This window comes from Paenibacillus sp. 8b26, from assembly GCF_050626875.1.
In the GTDB taxonomy this organism is placed as follows: Bacteria; Bacillota; Bacilli; order Paenibacillales; family Paenibacillaceae; genus Paenibacillus.
The window spans coordinates 1,841,728-1,862,651 of the sequence record NZ_CP192445.1 but is presented as its reverse complement, the minus strand read 5'-3'; the positions used below and the strand labels follow the sequence as shown (position 1 = coordinate 1,862,651).

The following is a 20,924-nucleotide window of genomic DNA, read 5'->3' as shown; positions in this document are numbered from 1 at the left end:
ACGTCACATGGGAATTCAAATGTTTATCATTTTTGAAACCGATATATATATGAGCATGGGGAAGGAATTATGTAAAATGCTATATGGAAATAGGGAAAGAAAAGGGGAGCAAGCATGAGAAAAACAGGGATAATTGTACTGGCTGCAGCGATGATCTGTGGAGTGACAGCAGGCGCTACACTAAACAACGGCTCAACAGCGGCAGCGGCAGAGACAGCGACGAATGTAATCGCGAACAACTCTTGGAAAACCGCTAAAATCATTGATGTGGTCGACCGGGATAACTACTTACTGGATGACGGTTCTTTATGGAGAAAGAGTATTGATGGCCCCGTTATTGAGAAATTGAATTTGAAGGGAATTATAGGCAGCAAGGATGAAAGTGTAGACTATTACGGCTGGACTCAGGACGGAAAGGTAGCCAACTGGGATAACTATTCTGACCATGCAACAGTAGCGGCTCAATCCTCAGGAGTTAAAGAGATCACCGGAGAAGGCTTGGCTATTAAAAACGATGGGATGATCTCTTGGGGAAGAGGAGAGGTCGAGGGAATATCAGATGCCATTGACGGCGATAAGGTAAGCACCTACTTTACGGTTCTTACTCGATCCGGTGATGTATGGTATTCCACAGGCTATGCAGAATCCAAGCCGCGCAAGATAGGTCATGTAGATGGTGCGCTTGATATCAAAATGAGTACGGCTTATGCCGCGGTGCTGAAGGAAGACGGTCATGTCACGATGCTGGATATGCTGACGAATGAACAGCCGCGTGAAGTGGGGAGTGATATTGCTTCGATATTGTGGAAAAAAGGTACGCATGTCTTGATTACCGTACATCGCGACGGGACGGTGTGGAGCTATGATCGGCTGAAAAAATATCCGGCGGTGCAGCTTAGCGGATTGTCTAATGTTGTACGGCTGGTTGATTCACCTGACGAGCTTTTTGCACAATTAAAGGATGGTTCTTGGGTCGGCTATAAGGATGGTACCACGACTCCATTGAGTTTACCTACATTAACAGGGATGACCCTGTTGACGACCTCCAAAGAGGCTGCGATCGGTGACAGCATTCAATTGAATGTACAGGAGACGTATTCCAATGGCTATCGACTCACACGGCATCCCGAAGCCAGTGAAATTGAAGTAGAGAAGTCCCAGGTTGCCGAGCTACAGCAGGACGGCTCAGGCAAACTCAAAGTACGGGGCATTGGCAGTACAGCCGTATCTCTGCGGACCGAAGGTATACCATCATCTTTTACCTTGAAAGTAGCATCTGATCAAACATTGACCGGGGCGGCTATGCTGAACGGCAGTGTGTATTTGCCTGTGCAGTCTGTGTTCAAGACGCTGGGCGGATCGGTAACCGTGGCAAATCAGACCTTTACGATCAAGCTGGGCAAAAACAATATTGTACTCCAAAAAGGGAGTTCTTCTGCGATGGTGAATGGCAAACCAGTTGCGTTGAAAGGCAAGATACAAACAGTCAATGGACAGGTGGTATTCCCGGGAACATTGTTGACCGATCTAAAGCTGGGAGGATTTAAGTGGAATCGTGATCGGCAGCAAGCGGAACTAGCTGTGGGTGCTACCAAGCTTGTGATTGAGACGCCGGAAACGGCAAAAATTATCAAAGCCATTGATCTGGGCAGTCTGTCCAAACTCATTGGCAAAACCTATTGGGTCAATAACTTCTATAGCGCTGGAGAGCGCTTTGGCAAAGTAACAGTTAAAGATATCGAGGTCAGTACGGACCCGAATGGCGTTAAATCGTATGAAGTTATTTTTCAGGGAGCCAATGGCGTAACTTATAACACGTTTTCCATGGTTGGAGCTTCACGCATCCCGCAAATGCTGTCCGATTCCGATCAATTCCTGACTTACGATCCCTACAAGAAATATCAATGGTCGCAAGCCATTTGGAACAAGATTAAAAATAATGAAGTCAGCTTGGGCATGAATACGACGCAAGTGCAGTTCGCATGGGGAAACCCAACTGTCAGAGAAAAGGGATCTGCTTCAAACGGAACCCAAGTCGAAGCCTGGGTATACGGCAACCGTAGTCTTTATTTCAAAGCGGTGGGTTTTGTAAATGGCAAAGTTATAGAGGTATGGCTGTAAGGTTAATGACGTTCCATAATAGCTTGAACGAGGGTGTCTCAAGAGTCGCATAAGCGGCCTTTGAGATGCCTTTTTTTATTTTAACAAAACCAAGCTCTTTATTTAACAAATGTAAGCTATGATTTTTATGCCATACAACCTGTTGTATGGATGACACAGAGGAAGCATGAAGAGCACAAGAGAGGATATGATTTGAGAATGAAATTGTTAAGGAAACCGTTATCAGTTGCTTTATTATCTGTACCCTTACTTATAGGTTCCCTGGGTGGAAGTTATGCGAGTGCGGCAACCCTACCAACAACGGTAACTGCGCCAGAGCCGTCTTGGGGATATTTCGTAGATCATTACAAAAATAATAATTCTGATAATAAGACGGAAAGTTCAAATCCGACACTCGGGTTGCTTTCCGGATTTAATAAGCTTTGGACTCCCGGCACTACCTGGGATACAGGTACCAAGCTGAATAGTAGCGTACTGGACGCCAATATTCAAAAAGTTATTGATATTGCTGCTCGCCGTACTTCCAGTGAGGCAGATGCGGCTTATTTAGATGATCGCAGAAATCAGGGCTACAGTGTGATCGACGGTCTGGGTTCGTTTACCGATGTATATCGAAAGAATGCAGGGGCAACTACAACAATCAATGACATTCCGGCAGATGCCTTGACTAAAAAATATGAAGATGCCGGAACCAATGCAGGCAGTACGAGTTCCGCTCTTGGCAATATCGTGAATTTGGTCAATACCTTGCGTGGTGATTACTCTTCGACGAGCTCGGCCAAGGCTTATTTTAGCTATCCTCGTCCGTTTCGCTGGAGCAATAATTCAGTCGTGGTTCCAACCCTGCTGCCCGCGCAAAATTCTGATCCGAGCAAGGATGGCGGTTTTCCTAGTGGTCATACCAATGCCGCGTATCTCAGCGCTTTTGCGATGGCCTATGCCGTGCCAGAGCGTTACCAGGAATTGCTGACGCGAGCTTCGGAGCTGGGTAACAATCGTATTGTTGCTGGTATGCATTCGCCATTTGATGTTATGGGAGGGCGCGTCATGGCAACTGCGGCGGCGGCTGCCATCCTGTCTGATCCGGCCAATAGCAGTTTAAAGAAAGCAGCTTATCAGGATGCTCACAGTACATTGTTAACACAAACGGGTACAGCCTCGGATCGGTTCAGCAATTACTCTGCCAATAAAAAAAGCTATACTGAACGATTGACATACGGATTTAGTCCAATTAACCCGACCACGACTGCAATGAAGGTGCCTAAGGGAGCTGAGGTGCTGCTGGAAACACGTCTGCCTTACCTGGACAGCACACAACGCCGTTGGGTTTTGGCTACTACAGGTCTTCCTTCCGGCTATCCTGTACTGGATGATGCTGAGGGATGGGGACGGCTTAATCTCTTTTCCGCGGCGGATGGTTATGGGGCTTTTGCCAATAATGTTACGGTGACCATGGACGCTTCCAAAGGCGGTTTCAATGCTTTGGATCGCTGGCGCAACAATATCTCCGGCGTTGGAAAGCTGACTAAAAAGGGAACAGGTACGTTGAAGCTGCTAGGCAATAATACGTATTCCGGTGGTACACAGCTCGACCAAGGCAGACTTGAGGGGAATTCGGAGACGGCTTTCGGAAATGGGGATGTTACGAACAACGGGGGTACCCTCACTGAAAATGTTGCTGGAAAGCTGATCATCGGCGGCAATTACAAACAATCTGCCAAGGGCACACTTGAGCTCAACCTTCAGAGTAAAAATGATTTGCTCAAAATTAAAGGCACTGCCATATCCAACGGAAAATTACGTCTGAATTTTTCAAACAAATATTTGCCAGCTAACGGTGCCACGATCATGACTTATGGTAAACGAAATGGAGCATTTACTTCCATTGAAACCACAGGCTTACCAAGCAAGTACAAAGTAACAGTTGTCTACAAAGCCGACAGCATTCAGTTAAAAATCACAAAGTAATAAACTCGGTATACAAATTGAAGTGCACCTTTAGAATTCATCGGATAACGGAAGGGTTATTCCAATGTCTATTCTAAGGGTGCACTTTGTTGTTTAAAAACCCCCATTTCTCAGAGCTGCTGTATATATTTATAATCAAGAGTATAAAAAGGTCAAAATTTGACCTTAATATAGTAAAATAATCCCGCTGTTTGAAAGCGCAGTCATGATATTCTTAAGAAGCATATTTGGTCAAAGTTTTAATTATTCAGACTAACTAAGAGGAACAGAGGAAAGGAAGAGACTGATGAGTCTTGAAAAAGAATACGTTAAAATAGCCCAAGATGTGATTAAAGGGCTTGGCGGAGAAGAGAATATTATTTCCATGGCACATTGTGCCACACGGCTGAGACTGATTGTAAAAGACAGGGACATTATTGATGATGAATTTATTGAGAACATTGATAAGGCAAAAGGGGTGTTTTTTACATCCGGACAATATCAAATCATTTTTGGAACCGGTACCGTAAATAAAGTATACGAAGCGATGGTCGGCCAGAACGTATCCGCTACATCAAAGGCAGAGCTAAAAGAGAAGGCCTCAACGCAAGATGACAACTTTTTCAAAAGAATGATCCGGGTTTTCGGGGATGTATTCGTTCCCATTATACCTGCATTGGTGGCCACAGGATTGTTTATGGGAGTTAGGGGCTTGGTAACTCAGCCTGCATTGCTTCAGCTATTTGGGCTTACACCGGATGATATTTCTGCGAATTTTATATTATTTACGCAAATACTGACCGATACCGCCTTTGCGTTTTTACCCGTGCTGGTATGCTGGTCAGCGTTCAGAGTGTTCGGCGGGTCGCCTATCTTGGGGATATTGCTCGGATTAATGCTGGTAAGTCCTTCCTTGCCTACATCCTGGGATGTCGCTCAACATGTTAAGGAACCCCTCTTATTTTTAGGATTCATTAAAATTGCAGGCTATCAGGGCTCGGTTCTGCCGGCGTTCATTATAGGGATCGTGGGGGCGATGCTGGAGAAGAGGATTAGGAAATCCGTTCCCGAAGCATTGGACTTGATTCTGACACCGTTTCTGACATTGTTGCTCACACTGGTATTGGGCCTGTTCGTGATCGGTCCCATTTTCCATGAGGTGGAGGCTTTAATATTATTGGCAGTTACAGCTATTTTAAAATTACCGTACGGCATAGGCGGATTTATTTATGGTGGCATCAATCAGATTATTGTCGTTACCGGACTGCACCATGCCTTAAACCTGATTGAAATACAGATGTTGGTGGGCAATGGTTGGAATATGGTGAATCCGATCAGCTCGGCGTCTATTTGCGCACAAGCGGGTGCTGCGCTGGCTGTCGGTCTAAAATCCAAAAAATTGAAAACCAAATCGATTGCCTACCCTTCTGCCTTGTCTGCATTGTTGGGCATTACAGAACCGGCCATTTTTGGGGTGAACATTCGATACGGCAAACCATTCATGATGGGCTTGATTGGGGGAGCGGTTGGTGGATTTTTCGCACGTATCTTTAATGTTCAAGCAACGGGTATGTCGATTACAGCGATACCTGGATTGTTATTGTATCTGAATAATCAGATTTTTCTGTATATTTTAGTTTGTTTAATCGGTTTTGGCGTAGCATTTGCACTGACGTGGATCTTTGGGTTTAAAGAAAAAATAGACAACAAATAAAATTTGGTGGAGAGAATCATGGACAACAAAACACTGCTTGATAAATTGAACAGCCTTTCAATAGAAGAGAAGATTGGCCAGCTCATCCAACTGACCGGTGATTTTTTTGAAGGGGATATGGATACGGTTGTGACGGGGCCTCTCAAAAAATTAGGGTTAAGCGCCAGTTACAATGTGTATAACACAGGATCCATATTGAACATTACCAATCCGGAAAAAATTATTCGGCTGCAAACGGATTATTTGGAAAAATCAGTTCATAAAATCCCACTGCTGTTCATGGCAGATATTATCTACGGATATCGAACCATCTTCCCAATTCCGATTGCACAAGCTTGCAGCTGGAACTATGAGGGGATAGAGCATGGGGCGTCGATTGCTGCTCGGGAATGCTACGAGGAAGGTATTCACGTGACCTTTTCTCCCATGGTAGATATTGTTAGAGATCCCCGCTGGGGTCGGGTGATGGAATCGCCTGGAGAGGATACATTGCTGGCGAAGAAATATGCGCAAAGCGTGGTTCTGGGAATTCAAGGAAGCAATTTGGACTGCACAGTGCCGGCCAATAAAATTGCTGCTTGCGTTAAGCATTTTGCCGCTTATGGTGCGCCTGTCGCCGGGCGTGAATATAATGCTGTGGATATGTCGGAGCATACATTGCGGGAATATTATTTACCTGGGTATCAAGCTGCAATCGAAGCGGGTGTAAAGCTTGTCATGACGGCTTTTAATACCTTGAACGGTATCCCTGCGACTGGAAACGAGTGGCTTAACCGCGACGTGCTAAGACGAGAAATGAATTTTGACGGTGTGTTGATCTCAGATTACGCCGCTATAGAAGAGTTAATCATGCATGGTTATGCAGAAGACGAGGCTTCCGCCGCAAGGCTGGCACTGCTGGCGAGTGTTGATGTGGATATGAAGACGGCAGTATACGCCAATCAATTGAAGAATGTAATATCCGGTAACGATCATATGCTGGAGCTTTTGAATGAAGCTGTATACCGTGTCTTAAAGCTGAAAAATGATTTAGGGCTGTTTGAGGATCCATTCCGCGGATTACAGGAAATCGTTAAACTTTCAACAAGCAGCATTTTGTCAGATGGACATAAAAAAGCGGCACTATCCTTGACAGAAGAATCCGTTGTTCTGCTGAAAAATGAAAATGATTTATTGCCGTTGTCAAAGGATACCAAGGTAGCTTTAATCGGTCCTTACGCAGATGAAAACTCCACCCTGGGCATGTGGGCCATTAAGGGGGATGAGTCGGATACCGTCAATTTGAAAACGGGACTATTAAAGCATGTTGATCCCGAAAATCTCTCGGTATGCAAAGGGGCGTATATGCTCCCGGTTAATGCGAGGGAAGCCCTTGGCAAATATGCGGACAAGCTGGCTGTTGAAACAGTCGATGAGGAGGCCCTGCTGCGCGAAGCGATCTGGAATGCTAACGAAGCGGATGTCATTATCCTCGCTTTGGGAGAAAGTATTTATCAGAGCGGAGAAGGGGGATCGCGGACGAACCCGACGCTTCCTGAATCTCAATTGAAACTGCTCCATGAATTAAGTCTATTGGGCAAAAAGATCGTTCTAATCGTATATAGTGGAAGACCTTTGGTTCTTACCGAAGTTGTCGGAAAAGCTGACGCAATTATTCAAGCTTGGTATCCGGGGACTATGGGCGGAGAAGCACTGGCCAATATATTGTATGGGGAAGTAAATCCGTCGGGGAAATTAGCCATGACTTTTCCACGAAGCGTTGGACAAATTCCGATATCTTACAATGAGTTGAATACAGGAAGACCGAATTTAAAGGAAAATGGCTCTTATCGGTTTGCGTCCCGATATATTGATGAAGTGAACGAACCCTTGTATCCATTTGGCTATGGTAAATCCTATACCTCATTTGAATACAAGCTATTAACAATCAGCCAAAAAGAAATGAAAAAAAATGAGTCAGTTGATATCAGTATATCTGTTACCAACACTGGAACTTATGATGGAAAGGAAACGATCCAATTATATATTCGCGATAAATTTGCAAGTGTTGCAAGGCCAGTGAAAGAATTAAAAGACTTTAAAAAAGTTTTTTTGCAAAGTGGCGAGATCCAGAATGTTGAATTTTCAATTGATGAAGAGATGCTTAAATTTTATGATCGTGAAATGCAATACAAAAGTGAACCCGGCGAATTTGATGTTTATATCGGGTCAAGCTCGCAGGAAATTTTGCTGAGTTTTAGTTTTGTTTTTTTACCGGAGGATGAGCATGAATAAAAGCGATGCTTATAACCTGAAGTATCATATTTCTCCCCCTTACGGTTTGCTCAATGATCCTAATGGACTTGCTTATTTCAATCATCAATATCATGTGTTCTATCAGTGGAATCCAAAAGGAACTGAGCATAAAAATAAATGCTGGGGCCATGTTGTTTCCAGCGATCTGGTGCACTGGCAAAGGAAAAGTGTCGCGCTGGAGCCTTCGGAATGGTATGACAAGGATGGCATTTATTCCGGTGGGGGTATTGTTCATAATGAAAAGCTGTATCTGTTTTACACAGGAAATGTAATCAGAGATGATGGAGTAAAAGAAAGCTATCAATGCGCAGCCATTTCGGAGGATGGCGAGTATTTCAAAAAAATCGGCCCTTTGTTTGAACATCCCCAAGGTTACACCAGGCATGTCCGGGATCCGAAAGTATGGAGAGACCAGGACGGGAACTGGTGGCTGATCGTTGGCGCTCAAAGAGAAGATTTGACTGGAGACACGCTTATCTACAAATCTACAGATTTGTCCGATTGGGAATGCCAAGGATCATTTTTTGATCATGATCATCAATTTGGATATATGTGGGAGTGTCCGGACATACTTAATTTTGCGGAAAATGATGTTTTTGTTTTCTCCCCTCAGGGTTTACCGGAGACAGGCGAATATTATAGAAATCTTAATCAATCGGGATATATTGTTGGTAAATTATCGGAAACAGAAAAATTCAACGGAAACCTGTCTGATTTTAAAGAGCTTGATCGAGGGTTTGATTTTTATGCGCCGCAATCGTTTAAGGTTAATGACAGAATCATTATGTTCGGATGGATGAGCGCCATGAATGAAGAAGCGGAGAGGGCTGTCCCGACCATTCAGGAAGGATGGATTCATGCGTTGACTCTTCCTAGAGAAATAGTGCTGAGTAACGGTGTGTTGTACCAGAAACCATTGCGAGAATTACAGTTGTTAAGACTGGATGGTGTACATTACAACAGGGAAATTCAAAAAAGCAGTGTGTGGCAGCTGCCTTCTTTACAAGTGGAATTAATTATTAATTTTTCGATGCTCACAGCAAACTTCACAATGAAAGTAAGGGACGCTGTTCAGATTGACTATGATCGAGAACAAAACAGTCTAACAGTCTGGAGAACAAACTGGTTGACTAACCAGAAGGAGTACAGAAAAGCAACATTAAATAATAGACTTGCAGAATTGCAAATGTTCATTGAAAGCTCAAGCCTGGAGATATTTGTGAACGAAGGCGAGGAAGTGTTTTCTCTGCGTTATTTCTTAGAAGATACTGAACAACGCAGTGTGTTGCTTGAGGCAGGAGACAATGAAGGAGGAGTTAGGATTTATCAGTTGCAAGAATGTGCAGGATAACGGATTTACGGCACATACCATAATTTAATAATTCACCTGCAGAACTGCAAGCAGGCAAGGGAAGGCTGTTCATTACTCCGTTTGCGAGAAGAACTGCCTTCTTTTTGTCTTAGTCAACTGGATAGATTGCAGCTTGTCTGGGCATTTTACTATCGGTATAGTATGAGTATTAAAGTTTCTGACTTAATATAGATACGGGTTGATTACTCATAGCTGGTTGATGAGGTGTCGTATGAAAAAAATATATGAGCATATTGAAATAGACAGAAGAAAAATGATTAACCTCTTTATGTTTCAATCGAGAGATACAGAAAGAGTTATCCCCATGCATTTTCACAGTAATATGGAATTAATCTACTGTACAAGCGGAAGTCTAAAGGTGTGGCATGAAGGGAAAATAACCATTTTGATGGAAAAGGATGCGCTGTTCATTAATAGCAATGTGCCGCATTCCACACAGAGCATTACGGAGAACCAAGTCGTTGTGTTGCAATTTCCAGACACTTTTTTTGCCCATGAACAAGTAATCATTCAATTAAACACGCAAGAGAAACAAGTTGAAGATAGTATAATCTCTAAATTAAGAGGGTTGTTTATGGATATATACTATCTACATATTTCCAAAGGCAAATACGACTACATTTTAGAGCAAAGCCGAATTATTGAACTTAAATATTTGCTTGTCCATCATTTTAGTCAGGCCACAGACATTCCACCGGAAGTATTTAGTGAAAAGCAGCGAAAGATCAAGACAATCATGGACTTTATTAAAGAGCATTACACTGAGAATATTAGCCTAGCCAAAACAGCTCGAATCTGCGGTTATTCGGAGGCCTATTTGTCGCGAATGTTTCATGAATATACAGGCCAGACGTTTACCGAGTACAAGCAAATTCTTTGTTTGGAAAAGGCGATCGATTTATTGGATACAACAAATAAGTCACTTACAGAAATTTCTTACGAGGCTGGATTTCCAAACGAGAAATCTTTTAGAAAAGCTTTTAAAGAAGTTATGGGTAAAACACCTTATGAATACAAAAAGACCAAAATTTGATATGATTGTGTAAACGCCACAAGCGTAACGCCTATATGGATTACTTCAACAGACTGGAAACATCGGGACTGTCCCTGAGTCATTCTATGACTTTTGGGACAGCTCCTTGTTATTTGTATGCAAATGCAAGGGGGGGGTAACTTAACGGTTATCTACAGTCTCTGGGTACATATCATGGTTCATCATACGGTGCTCTGCTATCTGCTCATACTTCGTTCCCGGTTTGCCGTAGTTTGTGTATGGATCAATGGAGATGCCACCGCGCGGCGTAAACTTGCCCCACACTTCGATATAACGCGGGTCCATCAGCTTGATTAAGTCATTCATAATGATGTTGACGCAGTCCTCATGGAAATCGCCGTGGTTGCGGAAGCTGAACAGGTACAGCTTGAGGGACTTGCTTTCGACCATTTTGATATCGGGAATGTAGCTGATGTAGATGGTGGCAAAATCCGGCTGTCCTGTAATTGGACACAGGCTGGTGAACTCCGGGCAATTGAACTTTACAAAATAGTCACGGTACGGATGCTTATTATCAAAGCTTTCAAGAATGGCGGGATCATAGGCAAAGGTGTATTGTGTGCCTTGATTGCCAAGCAGAGTAACGTCGGTCATTTCTTCGGGTGTTCTTCCGGTCATAGTGGTGAGGCTCCTTAAAATTTGGTTTGGTAAAAGGGGTAGGGAGTTATAGTGGTGGGGAGGTTAGGTGACGCTCCGCGAAGGATTTGAGCTTTCGATCGCTGGCGCTTCTCCAGCTTCAAATCCTCCGCTCCGCTGCCGACCGCCGTCACCACCCTAAAGTCCCTACTCTTTTACATATAGGTTGGGGCAGAAGTGAATAGTGTTCGCTCCTTATATTTAAGGAGCGTCATTTTGTGAGAAACCCCGTCCTCACGGACGAGGCTTTCTCGGATTTTGTAACTTGGATGCCGAAGGTGTATTCGACGAATTTGGCGTGTCAGTGTATCACATATAGCTCATATGGAATATATTACATTAAAGTGTTATACGCCGCGTTTGTTGCCCCATACGAGGGTGTGGAGCTGCGGGAGTACCCGTACGTCGTTCAGACGTGAATCGTCCATGACACGGTCAATAAGCCATTCATAACGGTGTAAAAGGGACTCCGCGATCTGTCCAGTGTTCTCCGTGTTCACATCTGGATTGCCGGTCTGGAGGAACAGCGGTACATGTGGATAACGCTCGTGAATGGTGCGTGCATATGCGAGATCAATGTCATCGAATATGACGACCTTCAAGCTGCATGCTCCGTGGTAGAATCTCACTGATTCATTAGCAGCTTCCTTCGTGCACGTTGCGGTAGAGAAGTTGGACGCTGACGAGGGCTCTCCAGCCGCCTTCCAATCAGTAATCTTCCGATTTGACAGGCGGGCTACGATGTCATCCAGCACGTCCCAGTTGGTCGTCATACCAGAGCTGGGCGGTTTGGGTGACAGGGTCACCTCGTCGATATCATACAGCCATCCCTGCCAGCGGGAGCCTTGCGTTTCGACGGCGGTGGCAATGCTTTGGCTGCGCAGCAGGGTAATCAGCTCTCCAAGCTGCGGGAGCAGGGCCGGGTTGCCCCCGGAAAGGGTTACATGTGAAAACCGTGTGCCACCGATGGCTTGAAGCTCCTGCCAAATGTCTGCGGCGCTGAGACGACGGATCTGATCCTTGGCGCTGCCGTCCCAGGTAAAGGCGGAATCGCACCATGAGCAGTGGTAATCGCAGCCTGCGGTACGTACAAACATCGTTTTACGCCCAATAACCATGCCTTCGCCCTGAACGGTAGGACCAAACACCTCCAGTACAGGGATAGGGGCTGTTTTCGTTCCCCGGGAAGGTACGGCTGCTTGGTGAATCGCCGTGGTATTACTCATCCAGCATCCACTCCCGTCGGAATTCGGCGTAGCTGGTAGGTGTTTCGAACAACCGCACAAATTCAGTGCGTCCGCCTTCCACACGATTGCGGTATACTTCCGAGGTCAGGGCGGATTCCATTTGTTCGAAGATCCAGACGACCATATTTTCCGCCGTTGTATTCATCGGGGGCAGTGTCTCATTCAGGTAGCGGTGATCCAGGTAAGGTTCGATCCGCTCTTTCCAGATTGTTTTGATATCACCAAAATCAAGGGTCAGGCCGGTTTCACCCGGTATACCGCTAATGCCGAAAACGACGATATAAGTATGTCCGTGCAGATTTTTGCATTTGCCTTCGTAGCAGTGCAGATGGTGTGCTGCATCGAACGTAAATTGCTTGCTGACCAGTACACGTTTACGGTGGTAACGTAGCTGGGAGCGTTCAATGTCCGTCCCGAACTGCTGGAGCTTGTCGACGATACGAAAGGTGCCCGGCTCACGCATGGCCTTCAACTCCTTGCGACGAAGCTTCACGTACAGCCAGATACTGTTCCAGCCCGGCGCGGCGCAGTTTACAGGCAGGGCATTCGCCACACCCATCGCCAATAAAACCGTTATAGCATGTTAGTGTACGGGTTCTTACAAATTCAAAGGCTTCCAGCTCATCGGCCATTTGCCAGGTTTCGGCCTTATTCAACCACATGAGCGGAGTATGAATGACAAAAGGATAGTCCATGGAAAGATTTAAAGTAACGTTCAGCGACTTAATAAACGAATCACGGCAATCGGGATAGCCGCTAAAATCCGTCTCGCAGACGCCTGTGATAATATGGCGTGCTCCTTTTTGCTTGGCGAGCACCGCTGCGAAGCTGAGGAACAGTAGGTTTCGGCCGTCTACAAAGGTACTGGGCAGCTCGCCTTCCTGCTGAGTAATGTCAATGTCGGTGCGTGTGAGCGCATTGGGGGCTAATTGATTGAGCAGGCTCATGTCCAGTACCGATTGCGGAACACCCAGCTCGTGGGCAATCCCGGCCGCTACTTCGATTTCCTCCTTGTGGCGTTGACCGTAATCGAACGTCACCGTTTCTACTTCGGCAAAATGTTTTTTCGCCCAAAATAAACAGGTCGTGCTGTCTTGGCCGCCGCTGAATACGACGAATGCTTTTTCGTTGGTAAACATAAAAAACCTCTCGATCTTCTTGGAATGGTGAAAGACACAGGGTCTTGTCACATGGAAGAAGGAGAGTTCTTGAACCAGCTTCAACAAAAAACAGGCCTTGCCCCGCGATTATTTTTTCATGCGGAGGGCAAAGCATCGTTAGTTTTTTATAGAGGGAGTTCGCGAACCTCTCCCATGCATGGAGCATGGACTTTCTTCATTTGGTGTCTACCAGAGGGCAGACGCCTTCATTATAGCATGGCAGGGCTATTTGATAAACACTCCGCCAAATGGAATGACTTCCCTTAAAAAGCGTTTGATCACGCCATCGTCGTTCATATCCTGCTGGAGCCGTCGATGATGTTCACCCGCATGAAAAAGCACAGTACCGTGTCCGGTCATTTTAAAATGATAATTCATATGCTGGCTGGCCAAATGGTTACCGTACACCGTCAGCTCCAGCTTGGCGTTCTCGGGATAGGCAATGACGCTGCTTGCATCGACATACATCGGCTCTGTCGGATGAAGCTTCTCCTGGCATACCAGTCCCTGAGTCAATAGACCGATCTGCCCGATGCCGTCAAATTTCATTTTAATGACATCGCGGCTGAACAACATGTTTTTCACGCTCAGCAGCTTGGTGCGCATATGGATACCAGAGCTGTACCAGAATAGATTGCGAAAATCGTACAGCAGATCGTCGCTTCCTTCCAGCTCAATCATTTTCAGACTGAAGCCGGGAGGAAGTGCGGCAATCAGACGGCAAGCTCCTGTAAAATCGGCCTGAATCAGCTTGTGCTTGCGGTATATGCCTTTAATATTCATCAGCTTGTCACTGCGGCCTGAACTGGGTCCGCGGTACGCGATGATTTGCTGCGGGTGAAGAACATGCAGCTTTTCGCCCTCCGCCAGATCGAGCGTTACGACGGAACCGACGCTTTCATCATGGTGTTGTCCTGCTTGTATGTCCATTCTGACCTTTCATCCTTTCAGGCGGTTAGTATCTTCCCGAACGTCGACGCATCCCGTAACGCAACAGGCGGATACCGATAAAATAACCAGCCAGCAGAATGACAGCTGTGAGGATCAGCATCTTGTTACGGTGTGAAGCCTGATCGCGCTGAACCTGAAGATTTTTCAGCTCGGTAACGGTGTCGGTCAGCTTGCGATTTTGCTCCAATAGTTGGACATTTTGCTCCTGATAAGCCTCAACGCTGCTACGGGCCTTTTGCAGTTCTTCCTGCGTTTGCCGGTAGCTTTCCTTGAGCTGATATACATCCCCAGGCAGCCGAGAAAATTGCTCAAAGCCCTGGTATACATCATCCCAGTAGGCGGCATGCGCTCCCGGGACACCGGTTCCGCCAAAAACAAACAGAAGCGCTACAGCAGCGCAGACGACACGGCGGCAGAAAATAAAGCGAGAAATTTGTCGTGCCAAGAGATCATCCTCCTTCTGATGCATCAAGATGTTAAATGATAAGCATAATTACCCATATCTTATGGTTACGTACAGTGTAATGATTAGGGTTCAAAGTTTAGAATAACAGGATGACTAATTCGGGAGAAATATTACAAAAAAAGTCGATATTTTAGTTTAAGTGTACCTCAAAACGGGTATATCAAGGAAGCAGCTACATTCCGGTAATTTTCTGGCGAGTACGCACAAGAGCCAACCCCATATGATGAAGAACAGAAATGAGTATAAATATATTAAGCAAGAATATAGAAGGAGAAATGAACGATGAACGAAAAAGAACAAACCTATAAAACGTTAAAAATAACTGTAAACGGAAAGCCTTTGTCGAAGGAACTGGTGGTGGACAGCATTACTTTTGCGCCTGTGTCTGATATTTGCACAAAAGCGAATGTTTCTGTGACAGAAACTACGATTTCTTAACTTCATATATGAAACAAGACTATAATGCAGCCCGGCTTACGCCGGGCTGTTTTTTGCGTAATCATGCAATTTTAATGGGTTAAAATGCTATTTATTGACGTACTCCCCCTTTCCTATAGATTACCATGTATAATTTTCGGTGACGAACATATGTTCCCTGACAATATAGTGTCAGATAACACTGTTAATTTAGAGTTACATGTTCTTTTAGGGGGAATTTACCAGTGGTGAAGTCAATGGTTAACGTAACGTACACATGGGACAAAGAGTCTATATCTGCGAATGGGTCCGAGCAAGTAAATCTGCTGATAGAATGGGGCCATGGGGCTATACGTAAAAGAAAAGGGACTTTAATGCCGAAAACAGTTGGATGTGACCTGCAACTCCGGTTCATTCCAGAGAGTGGGGTAAATCTATTAAAAGTGGATGGGGCCAGGCTCAACTTCAATCGCTCGGAAGACGGAGAGTACATGCTTGTTCACTGTGGTGATATGCGGAGGGGGAAGTATAAGCAGGCTATTTTGTCCTTTTCTATACCGGCCCACTCTTCCGGAAGACATATCATTGGATTGATGGAGTGGAGCTGGCGTAAGCCAACTCAGGAAAAAAGGACGCTGATTCGAACGGATCATCTCTATATCCATTACACACATCATCTTGGTCTGCTGAGCATTCCAATCAACCCAAAGGTGGAAAAATACATAAAGCTGAATGAGACGGCTCCTATTGTGAAGAAAGCATTACGTATGTACGAGAAGGGGGAACATGAGCGAGGGGCGTTTGTCCTTACCAGACAAGCAGATGAACTGCTAATACGGGCGGCGAGAACAGAAGACATGGAATATCTGGAGGAAGCCGAATTACTCTTTGCCGTACGCAATAAATGGAATGGGACTTTTGGATTATTCCAAACGTATAGTTCAAAAGTCTTTGTTAATAAAGGGATATCTGTAGAGGATGTTCGCTTTACCGAAATTAATATTTTAAAGTAGGCAATTATGCTAGTTTATTTATGTAATATAGTGAGTCTAATTTACTATCTTTTTGTAAAGGAGAGACTTCCTTGACTGATCGGTTGATACGGTTAATGCGGATTATTACTATTGTTCAGGCAAATCCGGGGATATTGGCAAGAGAGCTTGCCGAACGTTGTGAAACATCAGAACGCACCATTTACCGAGATATGGAGGCTCTAAGCGCTATGCATATTCCAATAGCCAATATGGGGCATGGCAAAGGATACATATTTATTAGTAACTTCGCCTTGTATCCCCTCAATTGGACGGAAGAAGAGGCACATGCTTTTGCCAAGCTGGGGGATGTCATGGAAACCGTAAAGCCTCTTTTACCACCAGCTTTTGAGAGTGCTTATGAGAAAGTGATGGCCTCCAGTCAGAAAAAAAAGATGGACCAGACAAGCTTCGCGCAGGAAATGAAAAATATCGTCCGGCTCGGCTCGACACTTGAGCGGGAAAACCAGCCTTATCTGCTCAGGCTGATTGTTTTGGCAAGTCTTACGCAGCAGACCATTGAAGCGGAATACAGTTCGCCTCAAAATGAAGATGTATCATTGGTTCAGATTGATCCTTATTGTCTGGTTCCACAGGATCGGCGTTTTTATATGCTTGGTTTTTGTCACAAGCAATCCGCCATGAGAACCTTTCGGATCAGCCGCTTTCGAAATATGAGGATTTTGCCGTATACGTTTCAGAAGAATACTTCTGAAATGGAGATGTTTTTTAAGGGGACCTGGTCGGTTACCAAAGGAAACCAGAATATTCGGTTTGTGGTGAGGTTTTCTGCCGAATCTGTATATCGGGTCAAAGAAGAGGAGCTGTTCATCAAGCCTTTTCTCAAGGATTTGCCGGATGGAAGTCTATTGTTTGAGGTAACGGTTAATCATGATGGTGAATTTCTGGACTGGCTCACTCAATATGGAGCGGAGGCGGAAATCTTGGAGCCATTGCGATACCGCAAGCGAATGCAGGAAATGCTGCGAACCTGGGGGGCATTTTATTCCGATAAAAAGGCAGGGAATCAAGAATGACAAGGGGGTGATAGATCCCCCGGAACGGGCCGGGGTGCTATCCGCCTAACGGTCCTTAAACAGGTTGGCGAGATTGCCAAATGGACTGTACTGCTCCTGTTCTTCTTCCGGTGTGGAGTATACAAGCTTCGAACCCCGGCTTTCCTCATCGTCAGAAGCGTTATTGGACAATGTGATACGATCAAAATGATGCATGAAAACCTGAGCGGTATTCAGTGCATCGTCCAGCGCACGGTGCTGCTGACCATCAAAGTCAATGTTGCACAGCTCCAGCGCCTGAGACAGGCTCAACTGGCGGTACTTACCGTTCGAGCCGAACAGACGGGAGATTTGCTTTTGTATATCATTCGTATTATGAATCCAATGGAGGTCCACATGATGGGTGCGGCAATGAGATACCAGCTTCTGACGGTCATCTGGCCCCCAAGCACATAAGTAATAGGGGGAATCCGTTCCAAGCCATGCGATAAATTGCTTCACAGCTTCAGGGAAGAGCGGGGCCGCATCAATGTCCCGTTGAGTAATACCGGTAAACTGCACGGTATCCGTAGACAGCACAGGCCGATTCGAGGGTCTGACAAAGCTGTGAAACGTGTCCGCAACGTACAAGCCATCGTCTCCCTGCATGACTTTGACGGCACCGATATCAATGATTTCGGAGGAATATCTGGCGTTACGGCTAACGGTAAACTCAAGATCATAAATAATGTATTGCATTTTTGTGCTCCTTCCACACATATATCTGATCCCATTGGAGAACGGGATGGATGTTTTCTGCCCGAATGGCTCTTCTCCATCATACCTCCCGGTTCACAACTTGTCAGCGTCTAAAAGGCTGGCTTTTAAAAAAAATATGCGATGTCCAAATGAGTTTGGACTAACGCATAAAAATAACCTCCTGACATACAGCAGCGTCCGAAACCACTGGGATTCCGGACGCTGTCTTTACAAGCTTATTGAATTAGGCCGGGAGGTCAAGCTTTTGCCCCGGATAAATGCGGTGAGGATTTTTCAGCTTGTTCAGCTTTTGGAGCTGTTGCCAGGTGAACCCGTATTGGCGGGAAATGTCATACAGTGTATCCCCGGACTTTACAATATACACATGGTTATTTGCAGCTTGCGCAGAAGTCGTTGTCTGCTGTGGCTTCGCTGGTTGAGAATTGGCTGGTGCAGGTTTCGCAGATGGGGTAGAGACCACTTGCGGTTCTTCCTGCACAGGTGCCGGTGTTGCGGTTGGAGCAGATGGTACAGGCTGCGTGGCAGGAACGGAAGCCTTGCCGTCTGCTTTGGCTTCTTGAATGCGGCCGTCTGCTTGTACTTGCAGGCTGGCGGAGCCAACCTTTTGCATGTAGCGAATCAGCGCCTCGTCAAGCGATCCGAACATACCTGTCTGCGGATATTTGGCGAACATTGTATACTGATCTCCGCCTACAGCCGTAAAGTCATTGGTTGCCAGTGTGTACGTGGCAACAGGATCAAGCGTTTTTCCGCCAATCAGAATGGAATGGACGCGGCTCCCCTTGGCTGCCGATGTATCTATTTTAAAAGAGATCCCCGATACCTGTGGAAAACCGCCACTTGGCTCCGGATAGGAGGCAGTGCCATTTTCAAGTGCTGCCTGAATGTCGGAGCCTTTCACTTTCAGGGTAACAATCTGGTTGCCGAATGGCAGCACAGTGATGATGTCTCCCTTGGTTACCGTTCCCGTTTTGATGGACGCCCGAATGCCGCCGCCGTTGGTCAGGGCCGCATCTGCCCCCGAAATATCACGCATGGCATCGGTGAGCAGATCGCCGAGATTCGTTTCACCTGCACGTACCTTTTCACGCGCTCCTTCCAGGTTCACACTCGTTTGTGCTACAACTTCTTTGAGAATAGGCTCCTGTTCCTTCTGAATGGAAGCAATCAATGAAGTAATCTCAGCATTTGGCTGAATGTCGGCTGCTTGCGTCGAATCAATCAGCTTGGCTTGTTTTTGGGTAACCTTACCGCCGTCGACCCATAAATCGACAACGCCCAGATACTTCGTATATTCACCCGCGCTTGCAATCAGTGTACCATTGCCACCGACCAAGCCTTTTTCCAGTACGGTATGACTGTGTCCATCAATGAAAATATCAATGCCGGGTACTTCCTTCACGACCTTAAGGCTCGTGTCTTTGCTGGATGCATCCTGTCCCAGATGACCGAGGACCACGACAACATCCACTTTACTGCGGATTTCATCTACAGCCGTTTTGGCTTCGACAGCAGGATCGGTGAATTGAATGCCCTCAACATTTTTAGGATTCGTTTTGTATGCCGTTTCGGGCGTAGTCAGGCCGATAATACCAATTTTAACGCCATCGACTTCTTTAATGACATAAGGCTGGAACAAACGTGTGCCGTCTGTTTGCTTAATGTTGGCGCTGAGTACCGGGAATTGAATTTCCTTACTCAGCTCTACAAGATGCTTCCAGCCGTAATTAAACTCATGGTTGCCTGGTACCATCGCATCATAGCGAAGCTTGTTAATTACTTTCACGATGCTCTCGCCGTTGACCAAGGTAGCGAAGGTCGTTCCATGAACCGTATCCCCGTCATCCAGCAGCAGCGTATTGGGATTGGAAGCGCGGTACTGGTCAATGATGCCTGCCAGCTTGGCGAAGCCCATTTCCTTGTCGTTCGCGACCACGTGGGCATGGGTGTCGTTCGTATGTAGGATGGTGATGTGTTTACCGCTGGCCGGAGGAGTTGCACTTCCCGCTGCTCCCGTACTGGCTGCCGGGTCTGCTGCTGCTGTGCCAAGACATCCGAGCAGGAGCGCGGCGGTCGTCAAGATGGACGAGATTTTTTTCCATGAATTCATGTTGTTCTTTCAACCTCCTATAAAATGAATGAATTAGAGAAACCGCTTACGTCCACATTTTATCAGAAGATTGTAAAAATAACTTCTATTTTATATAAGGGCATTGAAAATTTTTTGTATATCGGTTGTTAAAGCCATCGTGAAATTACCTATATTGGAGAGGAAGTAATAAACAAACAATTATATGTGGGAACTAATGTTCTGTTTTAGGGTCAAAAAAAAGGACAGCCTCCTTGGGCAGACCGATCCGGGATAAATAGTGCTCCTGCGTTTCGTCAGTAAACGGTGGTTGTCCTTCACTGAGCAAAAGCACAGCGAACCGATTGGCTTGCATCTCAAATTTGCCGGGGCAGAAATAGGAATGCTCTTCCATAAAGAAGCGGCTGACGCCTTTATGAAGTCGGTCATGCCCCAATTCATGCGCACAGACGAATCGTTCCCACTCCGGTGTAAGCCTGTTGTGGATGACGATGAATCTCCTGCGTAGCTTGCGATAATACAGCCCTTTGGTTGTGGGGCCCAGATCGCTGTAACGGATATGGATACCCAGAGCTTCCGCAATATCGAAGGGGCAGTTCGTACGGTATTTTCGGACGAGTTTGTGAATGAGTTCGTTCATGCGCTCACC

Annotated in this window: 18 protein-coding genes and 1 riboswitch; of the genes, 9 read left to right on the top strand and 9 right to left on the bottom strand. The window is 45.8% G+C overall.

Annotated features, from left to right (window positions below; all coding sequences use genetic code 11):
* Positions 1–114: 114 nt before the first annotated feature.
* From ACQ4MX_RS08385 to ACQ4MX_RS08360, 6 genes are all read left to right on the top strand, one after another.
* Positions 115–2,121, top strand: coding sequence for a stalk domain-containing protein (locus ACQ4MX_RS08385; protein WP_431090095.1), 2,007 nt, complete (start codon positions 115–117; stop codon positions 2,119–2,121).
* Between the two features lie 198 nt (positions 2,122–2,319).
* The gene (locus tag ACQ4MX_RS08380; RefSeq protein WP_431090094.1) at positions 2,320–4,089 is read left to right on the top strand and encodes a phosphatase PAP2 family protein; all 1,770 of its coding nucleotides are present in this window, start codon (positions 2,320–2,322) and stop codon (positions 4,087–4,089) included.
* Positions 4,090–4,375: 286 nt separating this feature from the next.
* The gene (locus ACQ4MX_RS08375; RefSeq protein ID WP_431090093.1) at positions 4,376–5,782 is read left to right on the top strand and encodes a sucrose-specific PTS transporter subunit IIBC; all 1,407 of its coding nucleotides are present in this window, start codon (positions 4,376–4,378) and stop codon (positions 5,780–5,782) included.
* A gap of 18 nt (positions 5,783–5,800) precedes the next feature.
* The gene (bglX, locus tag ACQ4MX_RS08370) at positions 5,801–8,056 is read left to right on the top strand and encodes a beta-glucosidase BglX (protein ID WP_431090092.1); all 2,256 of its coding nucleotides are present in this window, start codon (positions 5,801–5,803) and stop codon (positions 8,054–8,056) included.
* Entirely contained in the window at positions 8,049–9,428 is a 1,380-nt protein-coding gene (locus ACQ4MX_RS08365) for a glycoside hydrolase family 32 protein (protein ID WP_431090091.1), read from the top strand. The genes bglX and ACQ4MX_RS08365 overlap by 8 nt, the downstream gene beginning before the upstream one ends.
* Positions 9,429–9,660: 232 nt before the next feature.
* Positions 9,661–10,482 (top strand): helix-turn-helix domain-containing protein, encoded by an 822-nt coding sequence (locus ACQ4MX_RS08360; protein WP_431090090.1) that lies wholly within the window; start codon positions 9,661–9,663, stop codon positions 10,480–10,482.
* Between the two features lie 141 nt (positions 10,483–10,623).
* Here ACQ4MX_RS08360 and queF read toward each other — a convergent pair whose 3' ends face one another.
* The 6 genes from queF to ACQ4MX_RS08330 all read right to left on the bottom strand — a co-directional run bounded on the left by queF (position 10,624) and on the right by ACQ4MX_RS08330 (position 14,966).
* Positions 10,624–11,121 carry a preQ(1) synthase gene (gene queF, locus ACQ4MX_RS08355; protein WP_025685165.1) on the bottom strand — a complete coding sequence of 166 codons (498 nt, stop codon included), beginning with the start codon at positions 11,119–11,121 and terminating at the stop codon, positions 10,624–10,626.
* Between the two features lie 365 nt (positions 11,122–11,486).
* Positions 11,487–12,365, bottom strand: a complete 879-nt coding sequence (gene queE, locus ACQ4MX_RS08350; protein ID WP_431090089.1) for a 7-carboxy-7-deazaguanine synthase QueE — start codon at positions 12,363–12,365, stop codon at positions 11,487–11,489.
* Complete coding sequence (queD, locus tag ACQ4MX_RS08345; protein ID WP_431090088.1) at positions 12,358–12,849, bottom strand: 6-carboxytetrahydropterin synthase QueD; 492 nt, start codon at positions 12,847–12,849, stop codon at positions 12,358–12,360. Before queD ends, queE begins: the two co-directional genes overlap by 8 nt.
* Entirely contained in the window at positions 12,842–13,525 is a 684-nt protein-coding gene (gene queC, locus ACQ4MX_RS08340) for a 7-cyano-7-deazaguanine synthase QueC (protein WP_431090087.1), read from the bottom strand. The genes queD and queC overlap by 8 nt, the downstream gene beginning before the upstream one ends.
* A 132-nt stretch (positions 13,526–13,657) precedes the next feature.
* Positions 13,658–13,701, bottom strand: a riboswitch (PreQ1 riboswitch).
* Between the two features lie 70 nt (positions 13,702–13,771).
* Positions 13,772–14,476, bottom strand: coding sequence for an AIM24 family protein (locus ACQ4MX_RS08335; RefSeq protein WP_431090086.1), 705 nt, complete (start codon positions 14,474–14,476; stop codon positions 13,772–13,774).
* A gap of 25 nt (positions 14,477–14,501) precedes the next feature.
* The gene (locus tag ACQ4MX_RS08330; protein WP_431091279.1) at positions 14,502–14,966 is read right to left on the bottom strand and encodes a hypothetical protein; all 465 of its coding nucleotides are present in this window, start codon (positions 14,964–14,966) and stop codon (positions 14,502–14,504) included.
* A gap of 279 nt (positions 14,967–15,245) precedes the next feature.
* Between ACQ4MX_RS08330 and ACQ4MX_RS08325 the strand changes: the two genes are divergently transcribed.
* The 3 genes from ACQ4MX_RS08325 (at position 15,246) to ACQ4MX_RS08315 (ending at position 17,448) form a co-directional block, all read left to right on the top strand.
* Complete coding sequence (locus tag ACQ4MX_RS08325; RefSeq protein WP_187644853.1) at positions 15,246–15,401, top strand: hypothetical protein; 156 nt, start codon at positions 15,246–15,248, stop codon at positions 15,399–15,401.
* 224 nt (positions 15,402–15,625) lie between these two features.
* On the top strand, positions 15,626–16,393 hold the full coding sequence (locus ACQ4MX_RS08320; protein ID WP_431090085.1) for a hypothetical protein: 768 nt from the start codon (positions 15,626–15,628) through the stop codon (positions 16,391–16,393).
* A 71-nt stretch (positions 16,394–16,464) separates the two neighbouring features.
* The gene (locus ACQ4MX_RS08315; RefSeq protein WP_149094431.1) at positions 16,465–17,448 is read left to right on the top strand and encodes a helix-turn-helix transcriptional regulator; all 984 of its coding nucleotides are present in this window, start codon (positions 16,465–16,467) and stop codon (positions 17,446–17,448) included.
* Positions 17,449–17,493: 45 nt separating this feature from the next.
* Here the strand turns inward: ACQ4MX_RS08315 and ACQ4MX_RS08310 are convergent, their stop codons facing one another.
* The 3 genes from ACQ4MX_RS08310 to ACQ4MX_RS08300 all read right to left on the bottom strand — a co-directional run bounded on the left by ACQ4MX_RS08310 (position 17,494) and on the right by ACQ4MX_RS08300 (position 20,915).
* On the bottom strand, positions 17,494–18,165 hold the full coding sequence (locus tag ACQ4MX_RS08310; protein ID WP_431090084.1) for an exonuclease domain-containing protein: 672 nt from the start codon (positions 18,163–18,165) through the stop codon (positions 17,494–17,496).
* Between the two features lie 244 nt (positions 18,166–18,409).
* Positions 18,410–20,296, bottom strand: a complete 1,887-nt coding sequence (locus ACQ4MX_RS08305) for a 5'-nucleotidase C-terminal domain-containing protein (protein WP_431090083.1) — start codon at positions 20,294–20,296, stop codon at positions 18,410–18,412.
* A 193-nt stretch (positions 20,297–20,489) separates the two neighbouring features.
* Positions 20,490–20,915 (bottom strand): ImmA/IrrE family metallo-endopeptidase, encoded by a 426-nt coding sequence (locus ACQ4MX_RS08300; RefSeq protein WP_431090082.1) that lies wholly within the window; start codon positions 20,913–20,915, stop codon positions 20,490–20,492.
* Between the last annotated feature and the right edge of the window lie 9 nt (positions 20,916–20,924).